This window comes from Bacillus cereus group sp. BfR-BA-01349 (genome assembly GCF_022663795.1).
Lineage (GTDB): Bacteria > Bacillota > Bacilli > Bacillales > Bacillaceae_G > Bacillus_A > Bacillus_A cereus.
Map to the genome: position 1 here is coordinate 14,095 of NZ_JAKUGE010000048.1, position 14,731 is coordinate 28,825.

Here is a 14,731-nt window from a genome sequence, read left to right on the forward strand (position 1 = left end):
AAATGGAATGGATATGAAAAAGATGATTGAAAGGATAGAAGCAACAAAAGTGACTAAAGAAGAATTATCAATTTCTACTTTACATCAAGAGCTTGTGAAGTTATATAGTCAAAAAAATGTTGCTCATTATACCGAGTTATTAAAGTATATTTTATCATTATCCGTGCAGCTCAACCTACATCTTGTATTGAAATATTTTGGCGTGCGACCGGTTGTTGCGACAGATGAGCGTATGCAATTTCAAGAGATATTTAAATGCTTAGCTAAGAAAGATGAGAATGGGGAATGGTTTTTAAATTTCGTTTCTTTATATGTAGGGTTAATTATGGTTCTTCATTTTGATGAGAAGGAGATTGAGGGAAGTTTTTTCGATGATATGGTAGTGGATGAATGTAATGAAATATAAGATTCTGCACATAACATTTTTCAATATTAAATGCTTTAACTGCGATTTTAGTTGGTTATGTAAATATGAAGGTAACTAATTAAGAAAAAGGAATGAAACTAGTTGGATAAAAAGAGTTCTTCAGTTGTTTCCGTCGTTTTTTCGTGTTACTATTAATCGAATTTTTCATAAGGAGAGAAAGCGATGAAATGGATTTATTTTCTTATTATTAACGTTATAGCTTTTAGCCTTATGGGGCTTGATAAACGAAAAGCAAAGAAGAAACAGTGGAGAACGCCAGAAAGTACGTTGTTTTTATCGGCGACAGCTGGGGGAGCAGTTGGAGCTTGGATCGGAATGTATATGTTTCATCATAAAACTCATAAAAAGAAATTTGTTTTCGGCATACCGTTACTTGTTGTGATAACGGTATGTTTATTATTCGTTGTATGAGAAATGTCGAAAGAAATGCAGATTGATTATTGGTAAAGTGAGCATGTGAGACCGTATAATGGAGAAAAAATGAGAAGAGGAGAAAAAGGAAGATGGGGAGTCAATCAGCAGAGCAAAAAAAAGGGATACTATATGCGGCTGGTGCTTATACGATGTGGGGAATACTACCAATCTATTGGAAATGGGTTGAGGAAGTTCCAGCAGATGAAATATTAGCACACCGCATCGTTTGGGCGTTTGTTTTTATGTTACTCGTATTAGGTGTTACGAAGAGGTTTCGCCAGTTTATTGGGGAATTTGTGAATCTTTTTAAACGACCTAAATTATTAATGTCATTAACAATAGCTTCAGTCTTGATTAGCGGAAACTGGTTTGTTTACATATGGGCCGTTAATCATAATCATGTTATTGAAGCGAGTCTTGGCTATTATATTAATCCGCTTATTAGTATTTTACTTGGTACAGTCGTTTTAAAGGAAAAGTTAAACTTCTGGCAATATGTTGCAGTTGGTTTAGCTGGAGTGGGGGGTATCATTTTAACAGTACGTTTCGGATCTATTCCGTGGGTTTCTCTTTCACTTGCCTTTTCATTTGGATTATACGGATTAACGAAAAAACTGTTAAACTATGATGCTACAATTGGACTTACGATGGAAACGATGTTAGTGACACCGCTCGCAATCATTTACCTTGTTATGACAGGCGCCCATGGTTTCGGTTCATTTGGATCTATTTCAATGTTATCGACATTACTATTAATAGGAGCGGGTATTGTTACAGCTCTACCACTTTTTTATTTTGCAAAAGGAGCCCAACTTATTCCGCTTTATATGGTAGGTTTTTTACAATATATTGCACCAACAATTAGCTTAATTTTAGGTGTATTCGTATTTGGTGAACATTTCACATCTACTCATATGATTGCATTTTTCTGTATATGGGTTGCATTATTTGTATTCTCGGTAGCGAAGACTAAGTTTTTAGTGCAGAAACAACCGAAATTTATAAAAAATAAATCAGCAAAAGTATCATAATGCGTAGTATTTTCTACGCATTTTTCTTTATACTTATATTATATAGAATTTCCATTATAGTCAGTAAGGAGCTGAGAACATGGAAACAATTTTACATAATGATCCGCTTATGGCAGCTGTAATTTCATGGTTTTTAGCACAATTAACGAAAGTAGTCTTTAAATTAGTTAAAACAGGTGAATTTGATTTTGCAAAGTTTTTTGCTTCAGGTGGGATGCCAAGTTCTCATGCTTCAACAGTTACAGCGCTTGCTACAGGAGTTGGAGTAGTGGAAGGTGTGGAAAGCTCGATGTTTGCGGTTGCTACTATTTTTGCCATTATTGTTATGTATGATGCTTCAGGAGTAAGGCTTGCAGTAAGTAAACAAGCAAAAATATTGAATGACTTTTTTCACGGTAGAGAAACAGAATATAAGAAGTTAAATGAACTTGTTGGGCATACACCGTATGAAGTAGTAGTCGGTGCTTTATTAGGAATTATTGTCGGAGTAGGGTATTGTTTATGAGCAGAACATTTTATATGTTCTGCTTTTCTTTGTTTTTATACATATTCAGCTACCTTTTTGAATATCGTTATACGGATTTCGAAAGGGTGGGTGAGTAACTTGTTATTATATGAAAAAGTGCATAAAGAAATAGCGAGAAGAACAACTGCACTTCAAACAATGCAACGGCAAGATGGTACGTGGCGGTTTTGTTTTGAAGGAGCTCCATTAACAGATTGCCATATGATTTTTTTATTAAAATTATTAGGTAGAGATAAAGAGATAGAACCGTTTGTGAAAAGATTAGCATCACTTCAAACAAATGAAGGAACATGGAAATTGTATGAAGATGAGGTGGGAGGTAATTTATCAGCTACAATTCAATCTTATGCCGCCTTACTTGCATCGGAAAAATATACAAAAGAAGATGCGAATATGAAGCGAGCGGAAATGTTTATAAATGAGCGAGGTGGGGTAGCACGTGCTCATTTTATGACGAAGTTTTTATTAGCGATTCATGGAGAATATGAATATCCTTCTCTTTTTCATTTGCCAACACCAATTATGTTTCTGCAGAATGATTCCCCTCTCAGTATATTTGAATTGAGTAGCTCAGCACGTATTCATTTAATTCCGATGATGTTGTGTTTAAATAAAAGATTTCGAGTAGGGAAAAAGTTATTGCCAAATTTAAATCACATTGCAGGCGGGGGCGGAGAATGGTTTCGAGAGGATCGGTCTCCAGTTTTTCAAACGTTAGTAAGTGACGTGAAGAAAATTATAACGTATCCACTTTCTTTGCATCATAAAGGATATGAGGAAGTAGAACGTTTTATGAAAGAGCGTATTGATGAAAATGGAACATTATATAGCTACGCAACTGCCTCGTTTTATATGATTTATGCTTTACTTGCATTAGGACATTCTATTCAATCACCAATTATTAAGAAGGCTATAATGGGAATTACATCTTATATATGGAATATGGAGAGAGGGAGCCATTTGCAAAACTCTCCGTCAACTATATGGGATACAGCCTTACTCAGTTATGCTTTGCAAGAAGCTCAAGTTCCGAAAGCAAGTAAAGTGATTCAAAATGCATCAGCGTATTTATTAAGAAAACAGCAAACAAAGAAAGTAGATTGGAGTGTACATGCACCGGATCTCTTCCCAGGTGGTTGGGGCTTTTCGGATGTGAATACGACGATTCCCGATATTGATGATACAACTGCTGTGTTAAGAGCATTGGCGCGAAGTAGAGGGAACGAAAATGTAGATAATGCTTGGAAGCGAGCGGTTAATTGGGTTAAAGGATTGCAAAACAATGATGGTGGTTGGGGAGCTTTTGAAAAAGGGGTAACGAGCCGTATATTAGCAAATTTACCAATCGAAAATGCAAGTGATATGATTACAGACCCTTCTACACCAGATATTACAGGGAGAGTGCTAGAGTTTTTCGGGACGTATGCACAAAACGAATTGCCTGAGAAACAAAAACAAAGTGCGATAAATTGGTTAATGAATGCACAAGAGGAAAATGGATCGTGGTATGGGAAATGGGGAATTTGTTATATATATGGTACGTGGGCAGTGTTGACTGGTTTACGGTCACTAGGAATACCATCTAGCGATCCATCATTGAAACGAGCAGCTTTATGGCTTGAACATATACAGCATGAAGATGGTGGCTGGGGAGAATCTTGCCACAGTAGTGTGGAGAAAAGGTTCGTTACTTTACCATTTAGTACACCATCCCAAACAGCATGGGCTTTAGATGCCCTCATTTCTTACTATGATAAAGAAACGTCAGTTATTCGAAAAGGTATTTCATATTTGCTCTCCAACCCTTATATAAATGAAAAATATCCTACTGGAACAGGTTTACCAGGTGGGTTTTATATTCGTTATCATAGTTATGCTCATATATATCCGTTGCTTACTTTGGCTCATTATGCAAAAAAATATAGAAAATAAACCGAGAGATGTCTCTCGGTTTATTTTGTTGGGTAGTAGGTCCCTTTTGAAAAGAATAAGGTTGTGATGTACCTTATTTTTCGGTTGGTTGGCGCTTTTGACGTGCATCAGCGGCATTTGCACGTGCGTTTGCTTCTAAGTCATTGTGGTCAGCGAGTTCGCGAGAGAACTCAACATCAATGCCATCAGTTGCTTTGCTTTGTTTGAAATTCTTTTTATTCATTCGACACAATCTCCTTGCACTTTATCCCGCATAACGGGTAGTAAAACCCCCACCTTAAAACTCAGATGGAACAAAGAAGCTAGGTGGGAGATTAACTGTCCGTAAATGCCCGATTGGTGAGGGCTGATAATCAGTGGGGGATGAACAAACTTCCCACTAATTAAAGTTTCACTTTATGCGACGTTGCAAAGTTAGTTTGACACAAATAGACTTTTTTATACAAAGAGGAGTTGGAAAGTAAAAAGCCGAAATATACAGTATAAGTAATAGAAATGGGGGATAGGAATGGAGTTTTTAAATGGGAAAACAGCTGTTGTAACAAGAGCTGCACAGGGAATTGGAAAAGAGATTGCAAAGGTTTATGCAAAGCTAGGGGCGAAAGTATTAATTAGCGATGTAAATGAAGAGAAGCTACAAAAAACGACACGTGAGTTATCAGATGAAGGATATAAAGTGTGCTCATATCGATGTGATGTGAGTAATCAAAATGAAGCAAAGTCGTTAATTGAATATGCAGTTCAAAAATTTGGTACATTACATATTTTGGTGAATAATGCTGGAATTACAAGAGACGCAATGTTACATAAAATGGAGAAATCTGCTTGGGAACAAGTATTACAAGTGAATTTAACTGGTGTTTTTTATTGTATGCAACCAGCACTTCTTTATATGAGACAACAAGGATATGGAAGAATTATTAATATTTCTTCTATAAGTAGAGAGGGGAATATTGGACAGGCAAATTATGCTGCAACGAAAGCTGGAGTTGTAGGATTAACAAAAACAGCAGCGAAAGAAGTTGGAAGTTTCGGTATTACTTGTAATGCGATTTGTCCGGGGTTTATGGATACAGATATGACCAAAACGATACCAGATAAAGTGAAAGAAAAGATGGTTGGCGCTATTCCAGTTGGTAGAATTGGAACGCCAGAAGATATTGCGAACGCAGCAGCCTTTTTAGCATCAGAATACGCATCTTATATTACAGGTGAAGTATTAAATGTGAGCGGAGGACTGCAAGTTTAAAGGAATACATAATGAAAAGAACCTGACCGGATAGGTCAGGTTCTTTCTCATTAATTTAAGTTAAGCCAAACGCTCTTTACTTCTGTATAGTTATTTAATGCATAAGATCCCATTTCACGGCCAAGACCAGATTGTTTAAATCCTCCAAATGGAGATGCTGCATCAAACACGTTATAACAGTTTACCCACACTGTACCTGCACGTACTTTACTTGCAACATAGTGTGCTGTTTTAACATTTTCTGTCCACACACCAGCCGCTAAGCCGAATTGTGATTTATTTGCACGTTCAATTACTTCATCAATATCGTTAAATGGTATTGCAGAAATAACTGGACCGAAAATTTCTTCTTTTGCGATCGTCATTTCATCATTTACGTCAGCGAATACTGTAGGAGAAACGAAGTAGCCTTGATCGAATGGATTACTTCCTCCGCAAAGTACTTCAGCGCCTTCTTCAATCCCTTTTTCAATGTAGCCCATTACACGTTTTTGTTGTTCTTCAGAAACGAGAGGACCAATTGTCGTTTCAGGGTTAAGACCGACACCTTGATTTAGTTTTTTAGAATAGAGGACGAGATCAGCCATGACATTATCATACATTTTCTTCGGAACAAATAAGCGTGATCCAGCAGAGCATACTTGTCCTTGGTTAAACATAACACCAGAAAGTGCACCAGGAATCGCGCGAGATAAATCAGCATCCGGCAAGATGATATTTGGTGATTTACCGCCTAACTCAAGTGTAACGCGTTTTAATGATTCGGATGCTTGTCGCATAATTTGTTTACCGACAGGAGTAGAACCGGTAAATGCAATTTTATCAACGAGTGGATGATTAACGAGAGCTTGTCCAGCTGATTCACCGAATCCAGGTACGATATTAATAACACCTTTCGGGAATCCAGCTTCTTCAATTAATTCAGCTAGGTATAAAGCAGATAGTGGAGTTTGTTCTGCAGGTTTTAAAACGATTGTACATCCTGTAGCAAGCGCTGCTCCCATTTTCCACATTGCCATAAGAAGCGGGAAGTTCCAAGGAATAATTTGACCAACGACACCAACAGCTTCATGGCGTGTATAGTTAAAGTAATCACCGGAAACAGGAATTGTTTGACCAACGATTTTCGTAGCCCAGCCAGCGTAATAGCGCATATGCTCAATTGCAAGTGGGATGTCTGCTGCCATTGTTTCACGGATTGGCTTTCCGTTATCTAATGTTTCGAGCTGTGCAAGCTCTTCTTTATGTTCTTCCATTAAATCAGCTAACTTGTACATGAGACGGCTTCGCTCAGCAGTGCTCATACGAGACCAAGGACCTTCGTCAAAAGCCATACGAGCTGCGACTACAGCTTTATGAATATCTTCGCGACCAGCTTCAGAAACGACGGCAAGTGTTTCACCAGTTGCTGGGTTAGGTGTTTTAAATGTTTTACCGGAAGCGCTTTCCATGAAAGATCCATTCACATATAACTTTTTTGTACCTTGAAGAAACTTCTCTACCTTTTCATGAAGATTTACAGCTAGTTGACTCATTGTATAACCCCCTTGAAAATATAATGTAAACGCAGTACGAGACGGCGCTTATTCCGAAATCAAGGATGTGGAAACTAGATGGAAAGCCTCTAATTAAAATCATAATTAAGAAATACTGAAAATTCAAATTTCATTTGTGTTACAATTGTAAAAAATATGTAATGTAAGAGAATCTTCTATATGATTATAAAAAAATCCTGCTTGTTTTTGCTTTCTAGTAGGAAAAACTAGAAGAACAATGGTACAATAATACATCGTGAGAGGAGGGGTAAAAATGAAAGATTATCATGATGATCCACGCTTTCGAATAGCCCATAGAGAAGCGTTAATTGGTCTTGGACTTGCTATTATTAATTTTATAATTTGGTACGGATTTGCTTATGGGCTTGGTAGTAAAAATCCGAATGAATATACATATGTATTAGGTTTTCCCGCATGGTTTTTTTATAGCTGTATCGTTGGATTTATCGTTATGGTTATTTTACTTAGTTTAGTTGTTCGTTTTGTATTTCAAGATATTTCACTCGATGAGGAAGAAAAAAGTGAGGAATAATAGATGAATTGGTATGTAATCATTCCAATGATAATTTCGTTTATCGTTGTATTTTTAATTGGTGTATATGCTTCAAGACGCGTGCAAGCAACTGCTCATAATAAATTTTTGCAAGAATATTTTCTTGGTGGGCGTGAGCTAGGCGGTTTATTATTAGCGATGACAATGATTGCTACGTACGGTAGTGCAAGTAGCTTTATTGGTGGCCCTGGTATTGCTTACAATATGGGTCTTGGATGGGTACTGTTATCTGCGATTCAAGTTGTAACAGGGTATATCGTTTTAACGGTTATCGGTAAAAAGTTTGCAATTATCGCTAGGAAGATGGAAGCAATTACTCTTATCGATTATTTAAAAGGGAGATACAATAATAAAGCAGTTGTTATACTTTCTGCGTTATGTATTATTATCTTTTTATTTTCAGCGACAGTAGCCCAGTGGGTCGGTGGTGGACGATTAATCGAGTCACTAACGGGGCTATCGTATACAACAGCACTATTTTTATTTACTTTTTCTGTACTTGTGTACGTATTAATTGGTGGATTTCGTGCAGTTGCTCTATCAGATACATTATTAGGAATCATTATGTTAGTTGGAACAACAATCATTTTAATTGCTACTGTCATTGCTGGTGGTGGAATTGAAAAGATTATGCAGGAACTTGTTCAAATTAATCCAAAGTTAATTACACCATTCGGAGCAGATGGCAGTTTAACGAAATCATATGTTACATCATTTTGGATTTTAATTGGAATTGGCGTTGTCGGTTTACCGCAAATTAGCGTGCGTGCCATGTCTTATAAAAATTCAAAAGCGATGCATCAAGCGTTAATAATTGGGACGATTGTTGTGGGTACAATTATGATTGGTATGCATTTAACGGGTGTATTTGCAAGAGTAGTACTTCCAGGTATAACGGTACCAGATAAAGTAATGCCGCTACTTGCGATGGAAGTGTTGCCACCTTGGTTAGCTGGAGTTTTCTTAGCTGCACCGATGGCAGCGATTATGTCTACAGTAAATTCTTTATTATTACTTGTAAGCTCGTCAATTATTAAAGATATATACGTAAATTACATAAATAAAGATGCAGCAGACAGTACGATAAAAAAAGGAAGTTTGTGGATTACTGGTATTGTAGGACTACTCGTTTATGCAGCGGCAATTAAACCACCAGATTTTTTAATATGGCTAAATTTATTTTCTTTCGGTGGATTAGAAGCTGCATTCATTTGGCCAATCGTATTAGGGTTATATTGGAGGAAAGGAAATGCTACAGGAGCGCTTGCGTCTATTTTAGTTGGGGTAGGCTCATATATGTGTATTCATCTTTTCTATCCAAATCCGTTCGGTATACATACAGTTGTCTTCCCGATTTGTTTTGCGTTTATCGCTTACATCATTGGAAGTATGAGTGCTGTAAAAAAAACAGTATAGGTTAGCTGAAGAACGTAGTCCTTATAAGACTGCGTTTTTTTGTGTGAATTTGTTCATTTTTTATTCTGTATATCCACGGTTATTCATAAATTAATAACAACTGAGGGGATGGAGTTGAGGTCGATGAAAAAAGTATTATTTTTAGGAGACCCAGGAATTGATGACTCTTTAGCAATTATGTATGGATTGTTGCATCCTGATATTGATATTGTTGGTGTAGTTACAGGATATGGAAATGTAACGCAAGAAAAGGCGACAAGTAATGCGGCATATTTATTACAGTTAGCAGGTAGGGAAGATATACCTGTTATTAATGGTGCGAAAATCCCTTTATCTGGAGATATTACAACGTATTATCCAGAAATTCATGGGGCGGAAGGTTTAGGACCAATTCGACCACCGAAAAATCTTTCTCCAAATATAAAGCCTTTTTGTGAGTTTTTTGACATTCTTGAAAAATATAAAGGAGAATTAATAATAGTCGATGCTGGTAGATCAACAACATTAGCGACAGCATTTATTTTAGAAAAGCCAATGATGAAGTATGTGAAAGAATATTATATAATGGGGGGTGCTTTCTTAATGCCAGGCAATGTTACACCAGTCGCAGAGGCGAATTTTCATGGTGATCCGATTGCGTCGCAATTAGTTATGCAAAATGCCAAGAATGTGACACTGGTGCCGCTCAATGTTACATCTGAAGCTATTATTACGCCAGAAATGGTAAAGTATATTACGAAACATTCTAAAACAAGTTTTAATAAATTAATTGAACCGATTTTTACGTATTATTATAAAGCTTATAGAAAATTAAATCCGAAAATAAAAGGAAGTCCAGTACATGACGTCGTTACAATGATGGTTGCCGCAAATCCTTCAATATTGGATTATGTGTATCGCCGTGTCGATGTAGATACAGTGGGAATAGCAAAAGGAGAAAGTATTGCAGATTTCCGTCCTCAACCTGATGCAAAAGCATTAAAAAATTGGATGCGAATTGGTTGGTCATTACATTATAAAAAATTCCTTGAGGATTTTGTGAAAATCATGACGTAGACATAATAGGAGTATACAAGTTAAAATAATGGAGATGGTTATTTAAATAACCATCTCCATTATTTTGTTTTTTAAAGATAGAGAGAAGAGTTACACAATAGGAGAGAAATTTTACTTGAAAAAAACTATAGTATGCGCAGTGGTTGTGGGTATTTTCGTTTTGCTAATATCGGGTAACTTTTTAGTGAAAAAAGTGTGGAGTTCAAATAATGATGATGCACAGTATATTGCATCTTTTATTGAAGAACACAAAGATGAAAAAAATAGTGCGCTTCTAGTAAAGAGAAATGATAAAGTTGTCTATTCTGTAAACCCAAATGTTGTATTGCCAGTTGCTAGTACGATGAAATTAATTGTGGCGCTTGAATATACGAAACAAGTTACTGAAGGGAAAATTGATTCGTCTAGTTTCGTATCGATTAATGATGTGAATCGCTATTATGTACCGAATACAGATGGTGGTGCACAAGATAGATGGCAAAGGTATTTGGAGAAGACGGGCAAGATAACTGAAGGAGCGGTTTCTTTAGAAGAAGTGGCAAAAGGAATGGTTAAGTTTAGTTCGAATGCAAATGCTGAATACTTAATGGAATTGTTAGGATTAGATAACATCAATCGAAATTTACAAAGTTTATCACTTCCTGCACATCAACCACTATTTCCAATCGTTTCATCTTTGTATATCCCGGGATATTTGCATAAAGAATTACATGTTCCAAAATATAAAATAGAGAAAAAGTTAAAAGAAATGTCTCAAGAGCAATATCGTGAATATGCGATGGTTATTCATGAACGCTTAAAGAAGAAGGGACCATTATTACAGAAGGAAATTCCGCTTTATTTAGAGGAACGTTACGACAAAATTTGGTCAGATAGATTACCAGCAGCTTCTGCAAATGATTATATGGTATTACTTCAAAAGGCAAACCATAAAGGTGGCTTGACAGAGGCTGAAGAAAAAGTGTGGGCAAATATCGTTGAAACAGACATGAGTGCCAAGAAATACCGTAAAACATTCAGACATGCTGGGCAAAAGAATGGTTACACACCATGGACGGTTACAAAAGCAGTTTACGCTATGGATAAACGTGGGAACTGTACGGAGATTGTGTTTTTGGCGAATAATTTAAATGAAGACGATAGTGCAGAAATACGGAAACATTTAGCAAACTTACATTTCCAAGTGTTGCAAAGTGATAAGTATGATGCGACTTTTATTAAATAAACTCGGTGCAGAGAGCACCGAGTTTATTTTTATGTACAAGCACTTTTTTTCTATCTCTGGGTATGATGGGTAGTAATACTTAGGTGAGAGGGGAAAAGGTGATGAAACAGAGTAAAGAAGAGTTTATAAAGAGTGAAGGCGCTGATTTCCCTGGAAAAACATATGTGGATTGTGTATTACAGCATGTATTTGATTTTCAACGAAATTATTTATTGAAAGATATGTTTCAAGTGCATAAAGCACATATTACGATGCTAACGGAAGAAAATTTAATGAAAAAGGAAGAAGCTAAAGTTATATTACACGCATTAAAAAAGGTAGAGGGAATTCCAGAAGAGCAATTGCTCTATACAGAGCAGCATGAAGATCTCTTTTTTTTAGTCGAACATTTAATTTCTCAAGAAGCGAAATGCGATTTTGTAAGTAATATGCATATTGGTAGAAGTAGAAATGATATGGGTGTAACGATGTATCGCATGAGTTTAAGGCGATATGTATTACGATTAATGGAACATCATTTGTTATTGCAAGAAAGTGTACTACAACTTGCTGCTGATTATAAGGAAACAATCATGCCAGCTTATACACATACACAACCGGCACAGCCAACAACATTTGGTCATTATACGTTAGCAATCTATGATACGATGCAAAGAGATTTAGAAAGAATGAAAAAAACGTACCAGCTTTTAAATCAGTCTCCAATGGGGGCGGCTGCACTCTCTACAACAAGTTTCCCGATTAAACGAGAACGAGTTGCTCATCTACTTGGATTTACAAATGTAATTGAGAACTCATATGATGCTGTTGCCGGAGCGGATTATTTATTAGAAGTTAGTTCGCTACTTATGGTAATGATGACGAATACGAGTAGATGGATTCATGACTTTTTGTTGTTAGCAACGAAAGAATATGACGGTATTACTGTTGCAAAGCCATATGTACAAATCAGTAGTATTATGCCGCAAAAACGAAATCCGGTTTCAATTGAACACGCTCGTGCGATTACGAGTAGTGCTTTAGGAGAAGCATTTACAGTATTTCAAATGATTCATAATACACCATTTGGTGATATTGTCGATACGGAAGATGACTTGCAGCCATATTTATATAAAGGGATTGAAAAGGCAATTCGTGTTTTTTGTATGATGAATGCAGTGATCCGAACGATGAAAGTAGAAGAAGAAACGTTAAAAGGTCGTTCCTATAAACATGCAATAACGATAACGGATTTCGCCGATGTTTTAACAAAAAATTATGAAATTCCATTTCGGCATGCTCATCATGCAGCAAGTGTTATTGCAAATATGTCATTGGGGCAGAAAAAGGAGCTACATGAATTACATTTCAAAGATGTAAATATATACTTGCAAGAACATTTTAAAATAAATTTATTAGAAAAAGAGTGGAAAGAAGTCATATCGCCAGAAGCTTTTATTCAAAAAAGAAATGTATACGGTGGACCGAGTAAAAAAGAAATGAATCGTATGATTCAAAATCGAAAAGAGTCATTTCGAAAAGAAGAAGATGTATTTGAAAAGGAAAAACAGAGGATTTTACAAACTGAAAATGATTTAAATATATTAGTTTCTAATATTATAGAATTGTAAAAGAAGGATTTAATGAATTAATCGCCAATACTTAATTAAAATATAAATAGAGAGAAGAGATTGTCGATGATTCAATTACATGTATATGAAGAGATTTTTCATTTTAAAGAAGATGTTACACCATTTCTAGAAAAGAATGAGCAGGAAAACAATCTCATATTAGGTGTATTACAAATGGTCCAAGAACCGATATTTATGGGGATAGCGAAACAAGGAGAAGAAATTGCGGTTGTATTTCTACAAACAGAAGAGAAGAAACAAATCATTGTTGCAACTTCTGAAATTTCGGGAGTAGCTATTGAGGAACTTGCAAAAGAGTTAACGAAAGTATACCCGGATATTCCTGGATTGATCGGTAATAAGAAAATTGTACAGAAATTAGCGGAAGAGATTGCGGTATTAGAAAATAAGAAAACGAATATTACAATGGAACAAGGTGTGTATGAGCTCAACAGAGTAAAGAAGAAGTGTAATGCGGATGGACTTTTCCGGGCGGTAAATAATGATGAATTACCATTAATAGAACAGTGGATATATCAATTTTGTGAAGACGTAAAGCTTCCTACTACGAAAGAAGAAGCAAAACAAACTGCGCATACATTAATAACTACAAATCGACTGTTTGGTTTGGAAGTGGATGGGAAACTCGTTTCTGTAGCTGCAAAAACGAGACCAACTAAAAATAATATAACAGTTAATTTCGTATATACGCTGAAAGAAGCAAGGAAAAAGGGATACGCATCTAAGTGTGTAGCGGCACTTAGTCAACGTATGTTAGATGAAGGGTACAAGACGACTACGTTATATACTGATTTAGCGAATCCGACATCGAATAAAATTTATCAAGAAATTGGTTATGAGCAAATTGCGGAGTCTATGCTTATATTTTTAGAGAAGTAGAACAAAAAGGCGTGTTAAAATAGCACGCCTTTTTGTTATTCATCAATTCTAATAACCTCGCCTTGAGGAAAGTCCTCAGTTTCTAGTAAGTTACGAATAGCTTTCGCAACATATTCAGGTGATAATAGTTTTCCTTCTTCTTTTAATGCAATGAAGCGGTCCAAATTTATGAAATCTTCTTTATTTGTTTCACGAATTTGTGATTGCATATTTGTATCAACAACGCCAGGTGCAAAAGCGACGATTTTTACTGGATATTCTTTTTCCACTTCTTCAGTTGCTACGCACTGTGTAAACATATTTACACCAGCTTTCGTTGTACAATAAGCGCCCCAGCCAAAGTAAGGATTTTTTCCTGCACCAGATGAAATGTTAATAACGCGTTTATCTACTTTCCAGTCTTTCGTATGTTTCATAAACGTAGATGTAAGAATCATAGGAGCAAGTAAATTAATGTGAACGTTCGTAATGAATTGTTCGCTTTCTGCTTTTTCAATTGGCTTCATAGGAGCAACTGTACCCGCATTATTAATTAAATGAATAGAAGATACACTGTCTTCTTGAATAGATGAAATGATTTTGTTAAAGTTCGTTTCTAAATTATGTACATCTTGAAGATCTAAGGAGTGGAAAACACAATTGCTATTATATTGCTCTGCAAGTTTAGTAAGCTCTTTATTTTCTCTTCTAGAAATAGAGATGACAGTTGTACTTTCTTCTAATAATTGCGTAGCGATTGCCTCACCTAAACCTTGTGAAGTTCCTGTTATGATAACGTAGCGCATAGTTTTATAAACTCCTCTCATATGTGCGGAATTTTGTTGGACAACGTACAT

The 14,731-nt window shown here is 36.0% G+C and carries 15 protein-coding genes; 12 read left to right on the plus strand and 3 right to left on the minus strand.

The window, feature by feature from the left end:
- Nucleotides 1-7: 7 nt before the first annotated feature.
- The 5 genes from MR169_RS21935 to MR169_RS21955 all read left to right on the plus strand — a co-directional run bounded on the left by MR169_RS21935 (nucleotide 8) and on the right by MR169_RS21955 (nucleotide 4,330).
- Nucleotides 8-406 (plus strand): hypothetical protein, encoded by a 399-nt coding sequence (locus MR169_RS21935; RefSeq protein ID WP_242320025.1) that lies wholly within the window; start codon nucleotides 8-10, stop codon nucleotides 404-406.
- 183 nt (nucleotides 407-589) lie between these two features.
- Nucleotides 590-838, plus strand: coding sequence for a DUF1294 domain-containing protein (locus MR169_RS21940; RefSeq protein ID WP_000871352.1), 249 nt, complete (start codon nucleotides 590-592; stop codon nucleotides 836-838).
- A 92-nt stretch (nucleotides 839-930) separates the two neighbouring features.
- Nucleotides 931-1,872 carry an EamA family transporter RarD gene (gene rarD, locus MR169_RS21945; RefSeq protein WP_242320026.1) on the plus strand — a complete coding sequence of 314 codons (942 nt, stop codon included), beginning with the start codon at nucleotides 931-933 and terminating at the stop codon, nucleotides 1,870-1,872.
- 79 nt (nucleotides 1,873-1,951) lie between these two features.
- Nucleotides 1,952-2,377, plus strand: coding sequence for a divergent PAP2 family protein (locus MR169_RS21950; RefSeq protein ID WP_000447820.1), 426 nt, complete (start codon nucleotides 1,952-1,954; stop codon nucleotides 2,375-2,377).
- Nucleotides 2,378-2,476: 99 nt separating this feature from the next.
- Nucleotides 2,477-4,330 (plus strand): terpene cyclase/mutase family protein, encoded by a 1,854-nt coding sequence (locus MR169_RS21955; RefSeq protein ID WP_242320027.1) that lies wholly within the window; start codon nucleotides 2,477-2,479, stop codon nucleotides 4,328-4,330.
- 73 nt (nucleotides 4,331-4,403) lie between these two features.
- On the opposite strand, the gene MR169_RS21960 is transcribed toward MR169_RS21955, so the two are convergent.
- A complete protein-coding gene (locus MR169_RS21960) occupies nucleotides 4,404-4,553 on the minus strand; it encodes a YfhD family protein (protein WP_001035813.1) in 150 nt (49 codons plus the stop codon).
- A gap of 285 nt (nucleotides 4,554-4,838) precedes the next feature.
- Here MR169_RS21960 and fabG point away from each other — a divergent pair, with 285 nt between their 5' ends.
- Nucleotides 4,839-5,579, plus strand: a complete 741-nt coding sequence (gene fabG / locus MR169_RS21965) for a 3-oxoacyl-ACP reductase FabG (protein WP_242320028.1) — start codon at nucleotides 4,839-4,841, stop codon at nucleotides 5,577-5,579.
- Between the two features lie 50 nt (nucleotides 5,580-5,629).
- Here the strand turns inward: fabG and dhaS are convergent, their stop codons facing one another.
- Nucleotides 5,630-7,114 (minus strand): aldehyde dehydrogenase DhaS, encoded by a 1,485-nt coding sequence (gene dhaS, locus MR169_RS21970; RefSeq protein ID WP_242320029.1) that lies wholly within the window; start codon nucleotides 7,112-7,114, stop codon nucleotides 5,630-5,632.
- Between the two features lie 274 nt (nucleotides 7,115-7,388).
- Here dhaS and MR169_RS21975 point away from each other — a divergent pair, with 274 nt between their 5' ends.
- From MR169_RS21975 to MR169_RS22000, 6 genes are all read left to right on the plus strand, one after another.
- Nucleotides 7,389-7,667: a YhdT family protein gene (locus MR169_RS21975; protein WP_000656239.1), complete on the plus strand. Its 279-nt coding sequence runs from the start codon at nucleotides 7,389-7,391 to the stop codon at nucleotides 7,665-7,667.
- A gap of 3 nt (nucleotides 7,668-7,670) precedes the next feature.
- Entirely contained in the window at nucleotides 7,671-9,104 is a 1,434-nt protein-coding gene (panF, locus tag MR169_RS21980) for a sodium/pantothenate symporter (RefSeq protein WP_001104815.1), read from the plus strand.
- A gap of 108 nt (nucleotides 9,105-9,212) precedes the next feature.
- Entirely contained in the window at nucleotides 9,213-10,160 is a 948-nt protein-coding gene (locus MR169_RS21985) for a nucleoside hydrolase (RefSeq protein WP_103572790.1), read from the plus strand.
- Between the two features lie 115 nt (nucleotides 10,161-10,275).
- A complete protein-coding gene (locus tag MR169_RS21990) occupies nucleotides 10,276-11,385 on the plus strand; it encodes a serine hydrolase (RefSeq protein WP_000751377.1) in 1,110 nt (369 codons plus the stop codon).
- Nucleotides 11,386-11,486: 101 nt separating this feature from the next.
- Nucleotides 11,487-12,995, plus strand: coding sequence for an argininosuccinate lyase (gene argH / locus MR169_RS21995; RefSeq protein WP_242320030.1), 1,509 nt, complete (start codon nucleotides 11,487-11,489; stop codon nucleotides 12,993-12,995).
- Nucleotides 12,996-13,061: 66 nt separating this feature from the next.
- Nucleotides 13,062-13,895 carry a GNAT family N-acetyltransferase gene (locus tag MR169_RS22000; RefSeq protein ID WP_044795265.1) on the plus strand — a complete coding sequence of 278 codons (834 nt, stop codon included), beginning with the start codon at nucleotides 13,062-13,064 and terminating at the stop codon, nucleotides 13,893-13,895.
- 35 nt (nucleotides 13,896-13,930) lie between these two features.
- On the opposite strand, the gene MR169_RS22005 is transcribed toward MR169_RS22000, so the two are convergent.
- Complete coding sequence (locus MR169_RS22005; RefSeq protein WP_016118438.1) at nucleotides 13,931-14,680, minus strand: (S)-benzoin forming benzil reductase; 750 nt, start codon at nucleotides 14,678-14,680, stop codon at nucleotides 13,931-13,933.
- Nucleotides 14,681-14,731: the final 51 nt, after the last annotated feature.